This is a genomic window from Nesterenkonia aurantiaca (assembly GCF_004364585.1).
Classification (GTDB): Bacteria; Actinomycetota; Actinomycetes; order Actinomycetales; family Micrococcaceae; genus Nesterenkonia; species Nesterenkonia aurantiaca.
Genome location: NZ_SOAN01000001.1, coordinates 243,665 through 261,945, shown reverse-complemented (window position 1 = coordinate 261,945; position 18,281 = coordinate 243,665). Strand labels below are relative to the sequence as shown.

Sequence of the window (18,281 nt, the reverse complement as noted above, 5' to 3'; positions counted from 1 at the left end):
ACGCTCCGCGAGCTTGCCGGATCAGTCTACCGGGTGCCCGCGGGTGCGGTCGCTTGCGGCGCAGGGGCGCAAACGGGTGCTTGTGGGCGCGCTTGCGGGCGCTTGCGGGGGCAGCTGCGATCGCTGGGGCGCAAACGGGTTGAATCTTGGAGTATTTCGCCTGTGGAGCACCCGTATTCGCCCCAGTAATGGCCGGGGGAGCCGGGACAGCCCGGGGGAGCCGGGTGAGATGCTGGTGAGATGACACAGGTCCCGCGATCCCAGCCTCCCGCCGCCCAGCCCGACGCTGCGCCGCGCTGCCCCTGTGGATCCGGCGAACGCTACCCCCAGTGCTGTGAACGCCTTCACCTCGGCGCACCCGCCCCCACCGCCGAGGCACTGATGCGTTGCCGCTACACCGCGAACGCGCTGCTCAACAGCGACCCGGGACGCTTCGGCGGATTTCTGCACCGGACCTGGGCCGCCGAGACCCGCCCCGCGCTGAGCGACCTCTGCGCGCCGGGTCCTCAATGGACTCGATTGAGCATCCTGGGAACGACGGCGGGCGGCCCGTTCCACGACGCCGGGACGGTGGAGTTCGTGGCCACCTACTCGGGGGACGGTGATCACGGCGCCGGGGGCAGGTTGCATGAGCTCAGCCGGTTCCGGCGCGAGTCGGGTCAGTGGCTCTACGTGGATGGCGATCTGAGCTGAATCCCACACGATCCTCGGGGTGGGCGTCTACAGCAGGCGAAACGTCAAGGGATCCAGCGGGCAGAGGACCGGGGCATGACCATGACTCGAGCAGCAGTACTGGGAGCCTCTGGGCTGGCCGGCTCCCTGGTGATGCAAGGACTGCACGGAACCGGCGAGCCGCCGGTGGAACAAATCTCTGCGTCCTCACGTTATGAAAGGCAAAATCTTTCAGTTTTTGAAGAATCGGCCACCGTTGGCCGAGGGACGGGATGACTATGACGCAGACGCCACTGACCATCGGAGTGCTCGGTGCAGGCCGGGTCGGCACCGCTGTGGCTCGCCAGGCCGTGCGCGCCGGTCATACCGTGAAGATCGCAACGGCCAAGCCGGCCGCGGACATCGCGCTGCTCACCGAGGTGATCGTCCCCGGCGCCGTCGCGGTGGATCGTGAGGAGCTGCGCGGCGCGGACATCATCGTGCTGGCAGTGCCGCTGCACAAGTACCGCAGCATCGATACCACCGTGCTGCGAGACCAGGTCGTCATCGACACCATGAACTACTGGGCACCGGTGGACGGGTTCATGGACGAGTTCGAGACTGGTGTGAGCACCAGTGAAGTCATCGCGGAGTTCCTCGGTGCTGCCCGGGTGGTCAAGACGCTGAACCACATCGGCTACGGCGATCTCGAGATCGACTCCTATCCCGTCGGAGACCCGCAGCGCCGGGCGCTCGCGGTCGCCGGGGACGACGCAGCGGCCAAGGCCCTGGTCCAGGATTTTGTGGACTCCCTCGGCTACGACGCCGTGGACGCCGGGCCGCTCGCGGCCGGCCGGGCGTTCGAGAACGGCACCGAGATCTTCAACGGCCGGCACGACGCCGCTCGGATGCAGGATCTGCTCAGCGAATGCGGCCGGGTGCTCGCCAGCGCCTGAGCAGGTCCTTGGTCACGGTCTGATCAGGCGCTCTTGCATCCGCCTGATCAGACCCGGGTCCTCCGGCATCAGAGGGGCGCCTCGAGCTGGTCCAGCACCGCGAGCAGCTTCCCGCGCAGCACCTGCGACTCCTCGGCGAAGCCCTTCTGTGCCCGGGCGTAGGCCGCCCGGCCGGCGGGGGTCTCGATCGGGACCGGCTCGTAGCCCCAGTCGCTCAAGTCATAGGGCGAGGCGCGCATATCGAGTCGGCGAATCCGTGAGGCGAGGTCGAAGCACTCGAGCAGCAGGTCGCTGCTGACCGCGGGGATGAGCTTATAGGCCCATTTGTAGAGGTCCATATTGGCGTGCAGACAGCCCGGCTGCTCCATCCGGGTCTGCGATTCGCGGGTCGGCTCCAGCGCATTGAGCGGTCGCGCCGAGGGCGTGTAGAAGCGGTAGGCGTCGAAATGGGTGCAGCGGATGTTCGCCGCCTCCACCACCTCATCGGTGCCGGCGGCACCGAGGCGCAGCGGAACCTGGTCATGGCGCTGGCCGTGTTCCACCGATCTATAGACCATGGCCCACTCGTGCAGACCGAAGCATCCCAGCTGGGCCGGTGTCGCCGCCGTCGTGCTCAACAGGCGCCGGGCGAATCCGATCATCGAGGCCCGGTCCTGGCGGAAGCCCTCGACGTCGAGGGTCACTCCCGAAGGTGTGCTGCGGTAATGCTTCCAGCCGGCCCGCTCGGTGTCCTGTGCACCCTGGAGCAGGAATCCCACACCGGGGTGCCAGCGCGAGAGCTTGCCGGGGGAGTGGGAGTAGTAGGTGAAGAGGAAGTCCTCCACCGGGTGCTTCGCGCCGGCATGGCGGCGTGCCAGGAAGTCCTCGGTGAGCCGGTCCACTGCGGCCTGGTGCGTGCTGGCGCGCTCACGGTGCTCGGGTTCAGGAATCACCGTCAAGCCGTGTGTTGCCTCTAGAGAGGCTGGTGTTTCGGTTACCATCGGGTATATCACTCGTACCAAGTGCGCAGGCGGCAGGGAACCCGTAAAGGGTACACCTGCCGCCTGTGTGCTTGAGTCGCCTATTCCGAGCGGGTCTTCGGCCCGTCCAGCTCCCGGCGCATGATCCAGCGCGGCCGGTGTCCGCTGTGCGCGGTGGTCGGTCCGGCGACCTCGAAGCCATGGGCCGCGAAGAGCTCCGTGGTGCCGACGTAGCCGCTGATCACATCCACTCTTCTGCCCTCCTCGAGCTCCATCGGGTAGCCCTCGAGGACGCTCGCCCCGTGCTCGGCGGCGTGCGCCACGGCGCCGGAGAGCAGATCATGCATCAGCCCTCGCCGTCGGAATCCTGGACGAACCACGAAACAGACCACCGACCAGGGGTCCCGGTCATCGAGGAAGGGGATGGTCCGGGAGTTCATCAGCCGTCGGTAGCTGCTGCGCGGCGCCACCGAGCACCAGCCCGCCGGGGTGTCGTCGACGAAGGCGATCACCCCCGGGCCGGGCTCGGTGCGGCAGAGCTCCTCCATGAAGGCCGGCCGATCCGGATTCGCGACCCGGGAGTCGCGATAGGACATGCACCAGCACCCCCGACCGCCGGGCTTCTTCACCCCGAGGACCTCATAGAAGTCCTCGAAGCGCCCGACGGCGGGGCGCACCTCGGTGCCCATGCTCGGTGCTAGCGGCCGGTTCCGGCGTAGACCGTGGCCTCTTCGTCGGAGTCCAGACCGAAGGCGGTGTGGATCGCGGCGACCGCGCGGTCCAGCAGCTCGACGTCGGTGATCACCGAGACCCGGATCTCGGAGGTCGAGATCAGCCCGATGTTGATGCCGGCATCGCGCAGGGCGGTGAAGAACCGGGCCGAGACGCCAGGGTGGTTGCGCATCCCGCCGCCGATGAGCGAGACCTTGCCGACCTGGGGCACGAAGTCCATGGACTCGAAGCCGATGGTGGCCTGGTGCGCGGTGAGCATCTCCTGGGCGCGTTCGCCGTCCTCACCGGGGAGGGTGAAGGAGATGTTGGTGGTCTTGGTCGCCATCGAGACGTCCTGGACGATCATGTCGATGTTGATCGCTCCCTCGGCGATCAGGTTGAAGATCTCCGCCGCCTTGCCCGGGACGTCGGGGACGCCGGTGATGGTGAGTTTTCCTTCGGATGCGTCGTGGGAGACGCCGGAGATGATCGGCTGTTCCAAGGGTTCGCCTTCCTGAATCTTGACGGTGTCTTTGGGGTCGGGGATGACCCAGGTGCCTTCGAGCTGGCTGAATGAGGAGCGCACGTGGAGCTTCACGCCGAACCGGCGGGCGTACTCCACCGAGCGCAGGTGCAGCACCTTGGTGCCGGCGGCCGCCATCTCCAGCATCTCGTCGCTGGAGATCTCGTCGATCTTGCGGGCGGTCTTGACCACGCGCGGGTCGGCGGTGAAGACCCCGTCGACGTCGGTGTAGATCTCACAGGCGTCGGCGTGCAGCGCCGCGGCCAGGGCGACGGCGGTGGTGTCGGAGCCGCCGCGGCCCATCGTGGTGATGTCTCGGGACTCCCGGCTCATGCCCTGGAACCCTGCGACGATGCCGACGTGGCCGGCGTCGAGGGACTCCTGCACGCGCAGCGGGGAGACCTCGATGATGCGGGCCTTGCCGTGGATGGCGTCGGTGATCATGCCGGCCTGGGAGCCGGTGAAGGACTGGGCGGACTCGCCCAGCTCATGGATCGCCATGGCCAGCAGCGCCATGGACATGCGCTCACCGGAGGAGAGCAGGATGTCCATCTCGCGGGAGGGCGGCGCTGAGGTGAGCTGGCCTGCGAGGTCGAGCAGGTCATCGGTGGTGTCACCCATGGCGGACACGACCACCACGACCTGGTGCCCGGCGCGCTTGGTCTCGACGATCCGCCTCGCCACTCGTTTGATGCTCTCGGCGTCTGCAACGGATGATCCGCCGTACTTCTGAACGATCAGGCTCATGACAGGTTGTCTCACTCCTGGGGTTTGGATACGGGGGAACTCAGGTCAATTCTAGATCGGGTCAGGCGTCGCGCAGCACGGCGCTGAGGAATTGCTTGGTGCGCTCCTGGCTGGGGTCCGAGAAGATCTTCTCCGGGGAACCCTCTTCGATCACGCGGCCGCCGTCGAACATCATCACCTTGTGGGAGACGTCTCGGGCGAAGCTCATCTCGTGGGTCACGATCAGCATGGTCACGTTGGTGGTGTCCGCGACCTTGCGCAGGATGTTGAGCACGTCCCCGACGACCTCGGGGTCCAGTGCCGAGGTGACCTCGTCGAGCAGCAGGATCTCCGGGTCCATGGCCAGCGCACGGGCGATGGCCACCCGTTGCTGCTGACCACCGGAGAGGCTCAGCGGGTGCTGGTCGGCCTTGTCCGGCAGGCCCACCTGCTCCAGCAGCGAGTGCGCCTTCGCGGTGGCCTCGGCCTTGGACTGGCCCAGCACGTGGATCGGCGCCTCGACGATGTTCTCCAGCACCGTCATGTTCGGGAACAGGTTGAACTGCTGGAACACCATCCCGATCCGGGTGCGCAGCTTCTTCTGCTCCTTGGGGGAGACGGCGACGCGCTTGCCGTCCTTCTCCCGGTGGGTCAACGGCTCGCCGTCGACGAAGATGTAGCCGCCGGTGAGCTCCTCCAGGGTCATCACCAGGCGCAGGATCGTGGTCTTCCCCGAGCCGGACGGGCCGATCAGGGTCACCCGCTCGCCGCGGCGGACGGAGAAGTTCAGGTCTTTGAGCACGATGTTGTCCCCGAAGCGCTTCTCGACATCGACGAACTCGATGACCGGGACTTCGGGGTCAGTTGGCGTAGGCAAGGCGCTTCTCCAGACGGTTGATCAGCAGTGCAGTGGGGTAGCTGGCGGCGAGGAAGATCAGGCCAGCGATGGTGATCGCCTCGGTGTAGCGGAAGGTCTGGGCTCCGATGGTCTGTGCAACGCGGACCATCTCGGCCACCGAGATCACGAACAGGAACGGGGTGTCCTTGAACATCGAGATCGCATAGTTGCCCAGCGAGGGGATGGTCGAACGCAGCGCCTGCGGGATGACCACGCGCCGCCAGGTCCGCCCGGCGCTCATCGAAAGTGCCTTGGTGGCTTCCCACTGTCCCTTGGGCACCGAGTCGATTCCTGCTCGGTAGACCTCCGACATGTAGGTGGCGTAGTGGATGCCAAAGACGATGAAGCCGATGGTGAGCGGATCCATCCAGGTGAAGCCGTAATAGAGCACCAGCAGCTGGACCACCAGCGGGGTCATCCGGATGAAGTTCGCCGCCCAGCGCAGCACGAAGGCGAAGGGGCGGGGAAGCACGCGCAGCAGGATGGCGATGACCAGCCCCAGCAGGGCCGCGATCACCGTGCCCACGACGGTGACCAAGAGGGTGACCTCTAGGAAGGCCCGCAGGATGTCGGGAAAGATCTCGATCGCGAAATCCCAGTTCCAGACGTTGCCGGTGGGTTCCGGGACCGGATCGGCCGTGAAGGGCACGAGGGGAATCATGAGGCACCTCCTGGCTGGACGCCGGAGGTGGGCACCTTGGGTGCGGGGGAGAGGATCTCTCGCAGGCTCAGCCCCTGGCCCAGTCGGTGTTTGGCGCGGACCTCGAGGAGTCGCATGCCCTGAGTGAGTACCAGGGCGAACGCGAAGTACCCGATGAGCCCGACGAAGGCGTAGGAGAACCACGCGCTGGTGACTCGCCGGAACTGGTCCAGTTCGAAGTTGAAGTCGTTGAGCCCGACGATGTAGACGATGGCGGAGCCTTTCATCAGGTGCACAAGAAGGTTCGCCAGTGAGGGGATCATCAGCGCCCAGGCCTGCGGGAAGATCACCCGACGGATCTTGTGCGTCCAGGACATCGAGAGTGCCACGGTGGCTTCCCACTGCCCGCTTGCCACGGAGGTCAGCGAGGCACGGACGGCCTCGGCCCCGTAGGCGCCGTAGTTCACGCCCAGCGCGATCACCCCGACGGTGAAGGCGCTCTCCAGGGTCAGCCCAAAGAGCGGAAGCACGTAGTAGACCCAGAACAGCTGCACCAACAGCGAGGTGCCGCGGAAGAACTCGATGATGATTCGGGCCGGGCCTCTGAGCCAAAGATTAGGGCTGCCCGCCATCAGGCCCAGGATCACGGCGATGACGAATGCCATGGCCGCTCCGACCAGGGTGAGCTGCACGGTGAGCAGGAATCCGTCCCAGAGTCTGGGGCCGAAGTTTTGCAGCGAATCGAAGTTCTGCTGCTGTTGATCTAACCAGTCCACGGTAGGGGGTGGTTCCTCTCTGCTGGAGGTGATGTCACCGAAGCGGTGGCCGACCCCTTCGCAGGGCCGGCCACCGTGAGATTTCTGAGGTTCTCAGCTCAGTCTTCGATGTCCTGGAGAGCCTCCAGGTCACCATCGCAGAGTGCCTCTGCGGTCAGATCCGCGGGCGGAATCTCAGCCTCGGTGAATCCGTATTCGCTGATGATGTCCAGCAGCTCGCCGCTCTCCTTGAGCTCCGCGAGGTGCTCGTTGTACTCCTCGAGCATCTCCGAACCCTGTGGGAAGACCGTCGAACCGGCGCCGTACTGCATGACGCCATCCATGTCATGGACGAAGCCCTCGGTGACCTCGAAGCCGTCCATCTCACCTGCCATCTCGCTGAGCGAGATCGCGGTCAGGGCGAACACATCGGCACGGCCGCCGGTGACCATGTCCACTCCGTCATCTGCCGTGGCTACGCCCTCAGCATCGATGCCCAGTTCGTCCACGTAGGTGGCTTCGACGCCGGAAGACAGGGTGGCGAGGGTGAGGTCTTCGCCGGATTCAACGGCCTCGGCGACGTCGTTGAGATTCTCCACGCCGTAGGGGTTGCCCTCTTCCACCAGGAGTGCGGTGGTGTACATGATCTCGGGCTCAGCGAAGGCAGCTTCTTCACAGCGTTCAGGAAGAATGGACATGCCTGCCGAGACGGCCTCATAGCGATCTGCATTGAGACCCGGGATCAGACTGTCCCAGTCGGTGACCTCAGCTTCGATCGAGTAGCCCATCTGGCCGAAGATCTCCTCGGCCAGGGCGATGGTGGCACCCTCGGGTTCGCCGTCGTCGTTCAGGTAGGAGTAGGGAACCTCGCCTGCGATGGCCACGGTGATGGTCTCTTCGCCGCCACCCTCGGCCTCACCGTTCTCGGCGTCATCGTCGCCGCCGCCACAGGCGGTCAGTGCCAGCAGTGCGGCGGCGCTCGCGGCGCCTGCGCGGACTGCCATGGAAGTCTTTTTCCTCATCAGTGCTTACCTCATCCTCTGGTGTGCGTCTGGTGCGAGTCAGTCCGGCACCGTGCTGAAATCAGCACAGGCCCGCCTGTAGCAACACGCTAGACCGATAAATAGGATTTGGAAACTGATTTCTTGGGGGAGGACAACTCTCGGCGGTCACCAGAGGATCGTGGAATAGCCGGAAGAATCCGTGGCGGTGATCCGCCCACGGGCCGCGCTTCCCAGGCGTGACTAGGACAACAGCCCGAACGAAAACTGATGGAAATACGAGGAGGAAGAAACCTGAGTATTACCTGATCACACTTGCATAACTATCTGGATGCCGGGCGCCGGGAGCAGGTCAGGACATCACCGTGCGGCCCTCGAAGGCCCGGCCGAGGGTGACGTCGTCCGCGTATTCCAGGTCCCCGCCCACCGGGAGTCCCGACGCCAGGCGGGTGAGCTTGATGCCGATGGAACCGAGCATCCGGTAGAGGTACGTCGCTGTGGCCTCTCCCTCGAGGTTCGGGTCGGTGGCCACGATGACCTCGGTGATGGTGTCGTCCGAGAGCCGGCTCAGCAGCTCACGGATGTGCAGCTGGTCGGGACCTACCCCGGCGATCGGATTGATCGAACCGCCGAGCACGTGGTACTTCCCGCGGAAGGAGCGGGTGCGTTCGATCGCCATGACGTCCTTGGACTCCTCGACCACGCACAGCAGGGTGGGATCTCGGCGGGTGTCCTGGCAGATCCGGCAGGTGTTCTCCTCGGAGACGTTGAAGCAGATCGCGCAGAACTTGACCTTCTCCTTGACCGTGGTGATCGCGTCAGCGAGGCGCTTCATGTCCTCGCCGTCGGCCTCGAGGATGTGGAAGGCCACGCGCTGCGCCGACTTGGGGCCGATGCCGGGGAGTCGCCCGAGTTCATCGATCAGGTCTTGGACTGCGCCTTCATACACGGTGTGGACGAGCCTTCCTTCAGGGGTGGAGACCTAGTCTAGCGGCGCTCACTCGTTGAGCCGGCGCTCCTCCAGCAGGGTGGCTCCGAGGTGCTTCTCGAAGGCCTTGCGGCCGAAGACGCCGGAGTGTTCCAGCGGGACGTCGTCCTCACTGGCCACGTCCTCGGCCTGAGCCCAGGACGGCGGCGCGCTCTGGTCGTAGTCGCTCGGCGGGCCCGAGTCCCACGCCGGGTCGGGCGGGGGTGCCGGCTGCGAAGGGTGGTCGGCCGGAGGCTCGGAGAGGGGAGCCGGCTGGGAGCCGCCCCCGCCGCGCTGGGCCAGGCGACGACGGATCTCTGCGGCACGGCTCGGCGCGGCACCACCGGCCGGGGCTGCGGCGCCGCTGGCAGGGTTCTGCTGGTTCGTGCCGGGCTGCTGGTCGCGATCCTGCGGGTTCCCGCGCGAAGCTCCCGAGCCCGGGGAACCGGCAGGGCCAGGGGAGCCGGCAGCGCCAGGGGAGCCGCCCGGGGCTGCGGCCCCCTCGGCGGGGGCGCTCCAGCGCGGGGCGGTTCCGGCGCGGCGCGCGAATGCTGGGACCGGGGTCTTCTCGGCCAGCGGCTTATAGCTGTCCCCGGCGTCGGGGTCCGTCCCGGCGCCGCGCAGGTGCGCCGCCGCCTCGGGGGAGACCGCGGAGGGTGCCGATGACCGAGATTCTGCCGCCGCCGACTGCTGCTCATCGGTGGCGTCGGGGTCCGTGGGGTCGAGATCGGTGGCATCGGGGTCGCGGGATCCGGCCGAGGTGTCCAGGTCGGCGGCGGTCTTGGATTCGGCGGGATGCTCGGAGGGCTGGTGGGAGGGGTGCTCCGGCGGCGCCTCGGTGAATCCCGGGTCGTAGGGCTCGGGCGGCTCTTCCTGGACCCAGGCCGGGGTGCCGTCCCCGGTCTGCGTCTCCGCTGGAGCGGCCGCCGGGCTCAGCCGGCGGTCAGCTTTTGGGGCGCCACCACCACCCGGCGAGCCTGTGCCTCCGGTGACCAGCTTGAACCGGACCTTCATGCCCAGAACGTGCTCGATGGCGGCGTTCATCGCCTGCTCGCCGTTGCGGTTCGCGAACGTGGTCCGCGCCCCCTCGTTGGCGAAGTTCAGGCTCAGCGCCTGACCGTCGAAGCTGTCCACGCTCACATTGCCCTTGACCAGCATCCACAGCATCCGGGACTGGGACTTCAGCGAATCCACGATGTCGGGCCAGGCCCGGCGCATCATCTCGTCCGTGGACCCGCCGGCTGCGGATGCGGCTGGTGTTGCCTGAGCGGCGGGCGCGGCTGCGGATGCGGCTGGTGAGGCAGATGAACCGGAGCCGTCCCGCGGGAGGGCTGGCTGCCGCTCCTCTGGCTGCCGCTCCTCTGGCTGCCGTTCTTGCGGCCGCCCGGTCTGGTTCGGGGGTGCGGCCTCGTTCGGCTGCGCCGCAGGTTCAGGTGCATTCGACTTCGGCTCGGGCTCGGGCTCGGGCTCCGGGGCTGCGGGGCTCGGTTCGGAGGCCGTCACGCTCTGTGCCGGGGCGGCCCACTTCGGGTCGGACGGGGTCTGCTGCTCGGTGCGCTCTTCGGCACGCTCCTCGGGCGCCGGGCTCGCTGCGGTCGGCGTCGCGCCCGGGCTGTGGTTCGGGCTGTGGCTCGCAGCCTCGCTCGCGGTGCCGCCCGAATCGGTGCCTGCACCCTCGGTCTCGGCGCTGGGCGTGACGCCGGCTCCGGCGGCGAAGTCGAGCCGACGCTCCACGCGTTCGAGCCGAGCGGCCACCGAGGCGTGACCCTGCTCGGCGTGGGGCAGCAGCAGCCGCGCCATCAGCAGCTCGAGGTGCAGCTTCGGTGAGGTGGCGCCGACCATGTCGGTCAGCGCCTGGGCGGAAATGTCCGCCGCGCGGGAGAGCTCTGCGGAGCCGAGCTGGCCGGCCTGGGTCTGCATCGAGCGGATCTGGTCCTCCGGGACCCCGCGCAGGATCGCCCCGGGGTTCTCCGGGACCGATTTCACCACGATCAGATCGCGCAGCCGCTCCAGCAGGTCCTCGACGAAGCGCCGCGGGTCCTGCCCGGACTGGACGACTCGATCCACCACGGAGAAGGCGGTGGCCCCGTCGAGCGCCGCCACGGCCCCCACGACGTCGTCGAGCATGGTGGCGTGGGTGAAGCCGAGCAGCGCCGTCGCCCGGTCATAGTCCAGGGTGCGCTCGGCGGACCCGGCGATCAGCTGGTCCAGCACGGAGAGCGTGTCGCGGACCGAGCCGCCGCCGGCACGGATCACCAGAGGCAGCACGCCCGGAGCCACGGTGACGCCCTCCTGCTCGCAGAGCCGATGCAGGTAGTCCATCAGCGGCTCGGGCGGGACCAGTCGGAACGGATAGTGGTGGGTGCGCGAGCGGATGGTCCCGATGACCTTGTCCGGCTCGGTGGTCGCGAAGATGAATTTGATGTGCTCCGGAGGCTCTTCCACGATCTTCAGCAGCGCGTTGAAGCCTGCGGCGGTGACCATATGGGCCTCATCGATGATGAAGATCTTGTAGCGGTCGCGCACCGGGGCGAAGGTCGCGCGTTCCCGCAGATCACGGGCATCGTCGACGCCGCCATGGCTGGCTGCGTCGATCTCGATCACGTCCAGCGAGCCGGAGCCGCCCGTGGCGAGGTCCACGCAGGAATCACAGCTTCCGCACGGGGTTCCGGTCGGGCCCTGCGCGCAGTTCAGGCAGCGGGCCAGGATTCGGGCGGAGGTGGTCTTGCCGCAGCCGCGCGGGCCGGAGAAGAGGTAGGCGTGGGAGACCGCGTCCTTACCCAGGGCAGTCATCAGGGGTGCGGTGACGTGCTCCTGTCCGATCACCTCGGCGAAGGAGTCGGGACGATAACGGCGGTACAGGGCGGTGCTCACAGTCTGAAACCTTATCTGCTTGCTAGGACATGCGCATGCGGTCGGTGCCCTGATCCGTATCGGCCCGGTCACGGGCGGCGAGCCGGGCGGAGACGCGGCGATTGCCCGGGACGACGTAGAGCCACCTGGTCCAGGGCCGCAGCCAGACCACGAGCAGGCTCAGCAGCAGACCGCCCACGGTGCAGGCTGCGACGTGGAGCACCGGCTCCACGCCGATCTCGATGAGTCCACGGTGGATCAGGATGATGATCGGGAAGTGGCAGACGTAGACCACGATGGAGTTGCGCCCGACCCACTGCAGGAAGCTGTTGAACCGGCCGGCAGGCAGTCGCGGTGCCGCCCAGAGGATCACCGCGATGCCGATCACTGCGGTGGGCACGGCGTAGAGGCTGCCCGCGCGGAACTCGCGGCTCTCGAGACCGTGGTGGGCCAGCAGGGCCATCAGCACCGCGAGCGCCGCGATCAGCGGCCACGGGGCCCTCGCCCAGCGCTGCAGGATCCACATGCAGGCGGCGCCGAGGAAGAAGAACGCCCCGTAGTAGAGGGTCCGGGTGACCAGCGCATCGTCCACCTGGGTGAAGTGCCGGGTGATCACCATGATCAGGAACACGACGACGCCGAGCGCGCTCAGCAGTCGTGGCCGGGAGACCAGCGGCTTGAGCAGCATCCCGGTGAGGTAGCAGAGGGTCAGCGCCATCAGGAACCAGAGGTAGTCCCCGCCCAGCCAGTACCGCAGCTCACCGGGCCCGCCGTGATAGATCAGCACGCCGAATCCGACGAGCCAGAGCGCCAGCGGCCAGACGAGGCTGGCGAACTTCCCCCAGAGGTAGATGACTGAGGACTTCTCGAGCGAGCGCGGCAGCAGGGTCCCGGAGAGGAACATCAGCAGCGGCATCCGGAACGGCTCGAGATAGAGGTTGAGCTGGATCCACTGATCCACCCCGAGCCCGTTGGCCCGCGGAATGTCGGAGCCGTGGAGCACCACGACGAGCAGCACCGCGACGCCGCGCAGCAGATCCATCCACCGCATGCGGGGCGGGGAGTCGGTGCGGGGCTGGGGCATGGGCCTGAGGGCAGTTCTGTCGGGAGGGACTGGGTGCAGATCGCCGTGAAGTGGAGCTGGATTCACTGTAACGGAAGGCGTTCCCACTGATCACCTGACTGACCAACCGTTCGGTCATTAATTCTGATACATTGTCTTCCATGCCCGTGACCTGGGTCACAGGACAGGCGGCAAGAACCACTCGCACGTCACCCCGACGTGTCCAGCCTTGGGAGCAGATATGAGCCAGACCACTTATCTCAGCAGCGAGGGGCACGACCTGACCCGCGAAGAGAAGAAAGTCCTAGCGGGAACCCTCGTCGGCACCACCATCGAGTGGTACGACTTCTTCATCTACGCGCAGGCGGCCGGCTTCGTGCTGGCGGTCCTGTACTTCGAGCCGCTGGGCGAGGACAACGCCGCCCTGGCGCAGATCGTGGCCTGGGCCTCGGTTGGCATCTCCTTCCTCTTCCGCCCGCTCGGCGCGATCCTTGCCGGCATGGTCGGCGATCGCTATGGACGCAAGGTGGTCCTGGTGATCACGCTGATGGGCATGGGTGGAGCCACCGTGCTCATCGGCCTGCTGCCCACCTACGCGAGCTGGGGCGTTCTGGCGCCGGTGCTGCTGATCGTGCTGCGCGTGCTGCAGGGCCTTTCGGCCGGCGGCGAATGGGGTGGCGCGGCACTGCTCGCCGTCGAACACGCCCCCCGGCATAAGCGTGGCCTCTTCGGTGCCTACCCGCAGATCGGTGTGCCGCTGGGCATGCTGCTCGCGACCGGGTTCATGTTCGCGCTCAACGCCATCACCACCGAGGAGCAGTTCCTCGAATGGGGCTGGCGGGTGCCGTTCCTCTTCTCCTTCGTGCTGATCATCGTGGGCTTCCTGATCCGGCTGAAGGTCGACGAGTCCCCGGTCTTCCTGGAGATGAAGGAGCGCAAGAAGGAATCCTCGGCCCCGCTCAAGGAGCTGGTGACCACGCACAAGAAGTACACCTTCCTGGCCGCGCTGATCTTCGCCGCGAACAACGCCGCGGGCTATCTGGTGATCGCCTTCTTCGCCGCCTATGGCGTGAACACGCTGGGCATGGACCGCAACGACACCCTGATCGCCTCGCTGATCGGCGGCGTGGGCTGGTTCATCTTCACGCTCTTCGGCGGTTGGATCTCGGATCGCATCGGACGGGTGAAGACCTTCCAGATCGGCTACGGCATCATCATCGTCTGGGCGATCCCGATGTGGTTCCTGCTCGACACCGCCTCGCTGCCGCTGTTCGCGCTGGCCATCTTCATCCTCACCATCGGGCTCGGGCCCTCCTACGGTCCGCAGTCGGCGCTCTACGCCGAGATGTTCCCGGTCAACATCCGCTTCTCCGGTGTCTCCATCGGTTACGCGCTGGGCTCGATCATCGGCGGCGCCTTCGCGGCCACCATCGCGCAGACGATCCTCAACACCACCGGGCAGTCTTGGCTGATCGGCGTCTACATCGCGATCCTGGCGATCATCTCCTTCATCGCCGTCTCGATGGTGCCGAAGAAGCTCCAGGGCATCAATCTCAACGACGACAGCGAGCGTGAGGAGCTCTCGGCGACCACCGGAGCTCGCTGACCTGCTGACGCGTGGACCTGGAGCAGGATAATCTCTGTTCCACGCTGCGCAGACGCAGGGGCTACTCGCAGCACCACCCGAAGCACCAGCACCACCCGAAGCACCAGCACCACCCGAAGCACCAGCACCACCAGCACCACCTGAATCACGCACAGCACCACACCGGTGAACCCCACCGGTGGATGACGCACCAAGATGAGGAGCAGCTATGCGATCACGCAGCACAACTATGAGGCTCTCTGCGGCTCTCGCCGCCACGGCTCTGATGCTCACCGCCTGCGGCGGCGACACCGAGGGCGAAGACACCGAGGGCGAGGCCGGCGAAGAAGGCGGCAGCTACTCGATCGGCATCACCCAGATCGTCTCCCACCCGTCACTCGACGAGGCCCGCGACGGGTTCAAGGCGGCCTTCGAGGACGCCGGGGTCGAGGTGGAGTGGGACGAGCAGAACGCCCAGGGCGAGCAGGCCACGGCCAGCAACATCGCGGGCACCTTCGCGACCTCGGACCTGGATCTGGTCCATGCCATCGCCACCCCCACCGCGCAGGCCGCGGCCCAGGCAGTCACCGATAAGCCGATCGTGTTCTCGGCGGTCACCGACCCTGAGGAAGCCGGTCTGGTGGACTCCTGGGAGGAGCCCGGCGGCAACATCACCGGAGCCTCGGACCTGAACCCGGTGATGGAGCAGTTCGAGCTGCTCCAGGAGATCGCTCCCGACGCCGAGACCGTGGGCATCGTCTACTCCTCCGGTGAGACCAACTCTGCCGTGCAGGTGGAGCTCGCCCAGGAGGCCGCAGACGAGCTGGGCCTGGAGATCCAGGAGGCGACCATCTCAAACTCCTCCGAGGTCCAGCAGGGCGTGGAGTCCCTCGACGTCGACGCGATCTGGGTCCCGACCGACAACGCCGTCGTCTCGGCCCTGGAGTCCGTGCTGCAGTACGGCCAGCAGAACTCCATCCCGGTGATCGCCTCCGAGGGTGACTCGGTCATCCGCGGCTCGGTGGCCACCTACGGCATCAACTACGGCGACCTTGGCCGTCAGGCCGGGGAGATGGCGCTGCGGGTCCTTCAGGACGGCGAGGACCCGGCGTCCATGCCGGTGGAGACCCAGGAGACCCTGGAGCTGATCGTCAACCCCGAGGCGGCTGAAGCCATGGGCGTCGAGCTGGACCAGGAGCTGCTCGACCGGGCTGACACCGTCGTCGGCGAGGACGTCGAAGCCGAGGATCCCGCTTCGGCCGACGATGCTGAAGAAGAGGAGGAGTGACCCGCACCGGGTGACTCGACTCGATCCCTGACGGCCGCCCCAGGCGGCCATCACGGCCGCCTCAGGCGGCTATCACCGCCAGATGACCACCAGGCCGGGCGCCGGGACAGCCGCAACAGGCTGCACCGGCGCCCGCCGCCTGAGTGGACGTGGACCCGCCGACGACCGATGATCCGGTCGCGACGACAAATGAGGACACATGATCACAGCATTCGAGCTCGGGCTGATCTACGCGATCATGGCCCTGGGCGTGTACCTGACCTTCAGGATTCTTAACTTCCCCGACCTGACCGTGGACGGGTCCTTCACCTCCGGGGCGGCGACGGCGGCCATCCTGATCACCAACGAGGTGGACCCCTTCCTTGCCACCGCTGCGGCCTTCGTGGTCGGCAGCCTCGCCGGGATGATCACCGGCCTGCTCCACACCAAGGGCAACATCAACGGGCTGCTGGCCGGCATCCTGACCATGATCGGGCTCTACTCGATCAACCTGCGGATCATGGACGGGGCGAACGTGCCCCTGCTGGGCCAGGACACCGTGATCTCCATGATGCGTGGCTTCACCGGCGTGGGCTGGACCTCTGTGGCCGTGCTGGCCGCCGTCGCGCTGATCTTCAAGCTGATCATGGACTGGTACCTGCAGACTGACAACGGGCTGGCGCTGCGCGCCACCGGCGACAACGAACAGATGATCAGCTCCTTCGCGGTCAGCACCGATCGGCAGAAGATCATCGGGCTGATGCTCTCCAACGGACTGGTCGGCGTCGCCGGCGCCGTCGTCGCCCAGCACCAGGGCTTCGCCGACATCGGCATGGGCATCGGCCTGATCCTGGTGGGACTTGCCTCGGTGATCGTGGGCCAGGCCATCTTCGGCAGCCGCAGCGTCATCCAGGCCACCCTCGCGGTGATCCTGGGAGCGGTGGTCTACCGCCTGGCGATCCAGCTGGCGCTCAACGTCGGGCTCAACCCGAACGACATGAAGCTGATGTCTGCCGTGCTGGTGGTGGCGGCGCTGCTGCTGCCACAGTGGAAGGGCTTCTCGAAGCTCAGTCTGCGCCGCAAGAGCAGCTCTCCACTGGCCGAAGCGGCTGCACCGCTGACCACCTCGGATGCCCACCTGTCCAAGACCTCCGCCGAGAAGGGAGCCTGACATGTTGAATATCGACTCAGTCTCCAAGACGTTCTTCCCGCACACCGTCAACGAGCGCCGCGCACTGGTGAATGTGAACCTGGAGCTGAAGGAGGGGGACTTCGTCACCGTCATCGGCTCCAACGGCGCGGGCAAATCCACGCTGCTCAACACCGTGGCCGGCCGGATCCACCAGGACACCGGTGTGGTCTCCCTCGACGGCACCGACGTCAGCAGGCTCAAGGAGCACCAGCGGGCGGCCAAGGTCGGCCGGGTCTTCCAGGACCCGATGGCCGGCACCGCGCCGAACCTCAGCATCGAGGAGAACCTCTCCCTGGCCGACCGCCGCGGCCGTCCGCGCGGGCTTTCCCGCGGAGTCACCAAGGCCAAGCGCGATCGTTTCGCCGAGGCGCTGAAACAGCTGGAGCTGGGCCTGGAGGGACGGCTGAAGACCAAGGTCGGGCTGCTCTCGGGGGGTCAGCGCCAGGCGCTGAGCCTGCTCATGGCCACCTACTCGGACCCTCGGGTGCTGCTGCTCGATGAGCACACCGCGGCCCTTGATCCGCAGCGAGCCGAGCTGGTGACCCGGCTGACCCGCAGCGTGGTCGAGGACAAGGGGCTGACCACGCTGATGGTCACGCACAACATGGTCCAGGCGCTCGAGGTCGGCAACCGGCTGATCATGATGCACGAGGGCCGGATCATCCTCGACGTCGGCGCCGAGCAGAAGGCGCAGATGACCCCGCAGGACCTGCTCGCTGAGTTCGGCAAGCTCAAGGGTGCCGTGGTGGACGACAAGACGCTGCTGCAGTAATCCCGCCGCAGTCCGCCCTGGCCCGAGCCGCCGGCTATTCGGGCCAGGGCGAGCTGCGGATGACCTCCACGAAGTCCCCGCGCTCGAAGTCGGGCAGGAAGTGCGCAAGCACATCGGCCTTCACATTGCCGAAGGTGGTCTCGGGTCGGTCCTTGAGGCCTTCGGTGAACGCTGCGAGGATCTGGTTCTTGAAGTCCGGCCGCGGGTGAGCCGCGAGGACGGCGGCCCGCTGCGCATCGGTGATCGCGTCATAGCCCAGGCCCAGCACGTCGAGCTCGACCCCGCGGGTCACCAGCGCGACCTCCGGATCCATATGCAGCGGGATCTCCGGGGTGGTGTGCAGCGCGATGCCGTTCCACACCTTCGCCGCCTCCGCCGCGGGGATCCCGTGACCCAGCAGGAACCGGCGGGCCTCATCGGCTGCGTCGATCTCGAAGCGCTGGTCGGTGCGCCGGTAGGTCTCGGTGAGCCCGAGATCGTGGAACATCGCGCCGACGTAGAGCAGCTCCCGGTCCGCGGTGAGGCCCAGCTCCGCGCCGCGCAGCGAGCCGAAGAGGAAGACCCTTCGGGAGTGATGGAAGATCAGCGGGGTGGCCACCTCGCGGAGAAGCTCAGTCGCCTCGCGCGCCATCGGGGAGTCGGGAATGGTGATGCCTGCAATGATTTCACTCATAAGCCCAGTGTGGACCAGGCCGCGGTCCGACCGGGGGACCTCGCTGTGATTGACCCCACAGTGCACACGTGGAAGAGTACAGGTGAACG

At 66.9% G+C, this 18,281-nt stretch carries 17 protein-coding genes; 6 read left to right on the top strand and 11 right to left on the bottom strand.

The features are described from left to right. The first annotated feature begins 240 nt into the window (after positions 1-240). Positions 241-693, top strand: coding sequence for a YchJ family protein (locus tag EV640_RS01120; RefSeq protein ID WP_133725528.1), 453 nt, complete (start codon positions 241-243; stop codon positions 691-693). Positions 694-917: 224 nt separating this feature from the next. After that, entirely contained in the window at positions 918-1,607 is a 690-nt protein-coding gene (locus tag EV640_RS01115; protein ID WP_279586509.1) for an NADPH-dependent F420 reductase, read from the top strand. Between the two features lie 68 nt (positions 1,608-1,675). Here the strand turns inward: EV640_RS01115 and EV640_RS01110 are convergent, their stop codons facing one another. The 10 genes from EV640_RS01110 to EV640_RS01065 all read right to left on the bottom strand — a co-directional run bounded on the left by EV640_RS01110 (position 1,676) and on the right by EV640_RS01065 (position 12,724). Further along, positions 1,676-2,539, bottom strand: coding sequence for a 3-methyladenine DNA glycosylase (locus EV640_RS01110; RefSeq protein WP_133725526.1), 864 nt, complete (start codon positions 2,537-2,539; stop codon positions 1,676-1,678). A gap of 128 nt (positions 2,540-2,667) precedes the next feature. Next, positions 2,668-3,255, bottom strand: coding sequence for a GNAT family N-acetyltransferase (locus EV640_RS01105; RefSeq protein WP_133725525.1), 588 nt, complete (start codon positions 3,253-3,255; stop codon positions 2,668-2,670). 8 nt (positions 3,256-3,263) lie between these two features. Further along, entirely contained in the window at positions 3,264-4,547 is a 1,284-nt protein-coding gene (locus EV640_RS01100) for an aspartate kinase (protein WP_036474449.1), read from the bottom strand. 61 nt (positions 4,548-4,608) lie between these two features. Continuing rightward, positions 4,609-5,403 carry an ectoine/hydroxyectoine ABC transporter ATP-binding protein EhuA gene (ehuA, locus tag EV640_RS01095; protein ID WP_036474448.1) on the bottom strand — a complete coding sequence of 265 codons (795 nt, stop codon included), beginning with the start codon at positions 5,401-5,403 and terminating at the stop codon, positions 4,609-4,611. After that, positions 5,387-6,085, bottom strand: coding sequence for an ectoine/hydroxyectoine ABC transporter permease subunit EhuD (gene ehuD / locus EV640_RS01090; protein WP_051500960.1), 699 nt, complete (start codon positions 6,083-6,085; stop codon positions 5,387-5,389). Before ehuD ends, ehuA begins: the two co-directional genes overlap by 17 nt. Continuing rightward, positions 6,082-6,840, bottom strand: a complete 759-nt coding sequence (locus EV640_RS01085) for an amino acid ABC transporter permease (RefSeq protein ID WP_133725524.1) — start codon at positions 6,838-6,840, stop codon at positions 6,082-6,084. The genes ehuD and EV640_RS01085 overlap by 4 nt, the downstream gene beginning before the upstream one ends. Before the next feature lie 98 nt (positions 6,841-6,938). Next, on the bottom strand, positions 6,939-7,823 hold the full coding sequence (locus tag EV640_RS01080; protein ID WP_243832177.1) for a transporter substrate-binding domain-containing protein: 885 nt from the start codon (positions 7,821-7,823) through the stop codon (positions 6,939-6,941). A gap of 349 nt (positions 7,824-8,172) precedes the next feature. Beyond that, positions 8,173-8,769 (bottom strand): recombination mediator RecR, encoded by a 597-nt coding sequence (gene recR / locus EV640_RS01075; protein ID WP_036474447.1) that lies wholly within the window; start codon positions 8,767-8,769, stop codon positions 8,173-8,175. Between the two features lie 48 nt (positions 8,770-8,817). Next, positions 8,818-11,661: a DNA polymerase III subunit gamma and tau gene (locus EV640_RS01070; RefSeq protein WP_133725522.1), complete on the bottom strand. Its 2,844-nt coding sequence runs from the start codon at positions 11,659-11,661 to the stop codon at positions 8,818-8,820. A 22-nt stretch (positions 11,662-11,683) separates the two neighbouring features. After that, positions 11,684-12,724 (bottom strand): acyltransferase family protein, encoded by a 1,041-nt coding sequence (locus EV640_RS01065; RefSeq protein WP_133725521.1) that lies wholly within the window; start codon positions 12,722-12,724, stop codon positions 11,684-11,686. A 220-nt stretch (positions 12,725-12,944) separates the two neighbouring features. On the opposite strand from EV640_RS01065, the gene EV640_RS01060 reads away from it, so the two are divergent. From EV640_RS01060 to EV640_RS01045, 4 genes are all read left to right on the top strand, one after another. Further along, positions 12,945-14,309, top strand: coding sequence for an MFS transporter (locus tag EV640_RS01060; protein ID WP_133725520.1), 1,365 nt, complete (start codon positions 12,945-12,947; stop codon positions 14,307-14,309). A gap of 208 nt (positions 14,310-14,517) precedes the next feature. Beyond that, positions 14,518-15,576, top strand: coding sequence for an ABC transporter substrate-binding protein (locus EV640_RS01055; protein ID WP_036474444.1), 1,059 nt, complete (start codon positions 14,518-14,520; stop codon positions 15,574-15,576). A gap of 199 nt (positions 15,577-15,775) precedes the next feature. Continuing rightward, positions 15,776-16,726, top strand: a complete 951-nt coding sequence (locus EV640_RS01050; protein ID WP_036474443.1) for an ABC transporter permease — start codon at positions 15,776-15,778, stop codon at positions 16,724-16,726. A gap of 1 nt (position 16,727) precedes the next feature. Beyond that, the gene (locus EV640_RS01045; RefSeq protein ID WP_133725519.1) at positions 16,728-17,519 is read left to right on the top strand and encodes an ABC transporter ATP-binding protein; all 792 of its coding nucleotides are present in this window, start codon (positions 16,728-16,730) and stop codon (positions 17,517-17,519) included. 34 nt (positions 17,520-17,553) lie between these two features. On the opposite strand, the gene EV640_RS01040 is transcribed toward EV640_RS01045, so the two are convergent. Continuing rightward, on the bottom strand, positions 17,554-18,192 hold the full coding sequence (locus EV640_RS01040) for an HD domain-containing protein (RefSeq protein ID WP_133725518.1): 639 nt from the start codon (positions 18,190-18,192) through the stop codon (positions 17,554-17,556). Positions 18,193-18,281: the final 89 nt, after the last annotated feature.

Bases quoted from the DNA above. Each gene is read 5' to 3' on its own strand.
- EV640_RS01120 (WP_133725528.1), top strand. From the start codon at position 241: ATGACACAGGTCCCGCGATCCCAGCCTCCCGCCGCCCAGCCCGACGCT.
- EV640_RS01105 (WP_133725525.1), bottom strand. From the start codon at position 3,255: ATGGGCACCGAGGTGCGCCCCGCCGTCGGGCGCTTCGAGGACTTCTAT.
- EV640_RS01100 (WP_036474449.1), bottom strand. From the start codon at position 4,547: ATGAGCCTGATCGTTCAGAAGTACGGCGGATCATCCGTTGCAGACGCC.
- ehuD (WP_051500960.1), bottom strand. From the start codon at position 6,085: ATGATTCCCCTCGTGCCCTTCACGGCCGATCCGGTCCCGGAACCCACC.
- EV640_RS01080 (WP_243832177.1), bottom strand. From the start codon at position 7,823: ATGGCAGTCCGCGCAGGCGCCGCGAGCGCCGCCGCACTGCTGGCACTG.
- EV640_RS01065 (WP_133725521.1), bottom strand. From the start codon at position 12,724: ATGCCCCAGCCCCGCACCGACTCCCCGCCCCGCATGCGGTGGATGGAT.
- EV640_RS01060 (WP_133725520.1), top strand. From the start codon at position 12,945: ATGAGCCAGACCACTTATCTCAGCAGCGAGGGGCACGACCTGACCCGC.
- EV640_RS01055 (WP_036474444.1), top strand. From the start codon at position 14,518: ATGCGATCACGCAGCACAACTATGAGGCTCTCTGCGGCTCTCGCCGCC.
- EV640_RS01050 (WP_036474443.1), top strand. From the start codon at position 15,776: ATGATCACAGCATTCGAGCTCGGGCTGATCTACGCGATCATGGCCCTG.
- EV640_RS01045 (WP_133725519.1), top strand. From the start codon at position 16,728: ATGTTGAATATCGACTCAGTCTCCAAGACGTTCTTCCCGCACACCGTC.
- EV640_RS01040 (WP_133725518.1), bottom strand. From the start codon at position 18,192: ATGAGTGAAATCATTGCAGGCATCACCATTCCCGACTCCCCGATGGCG.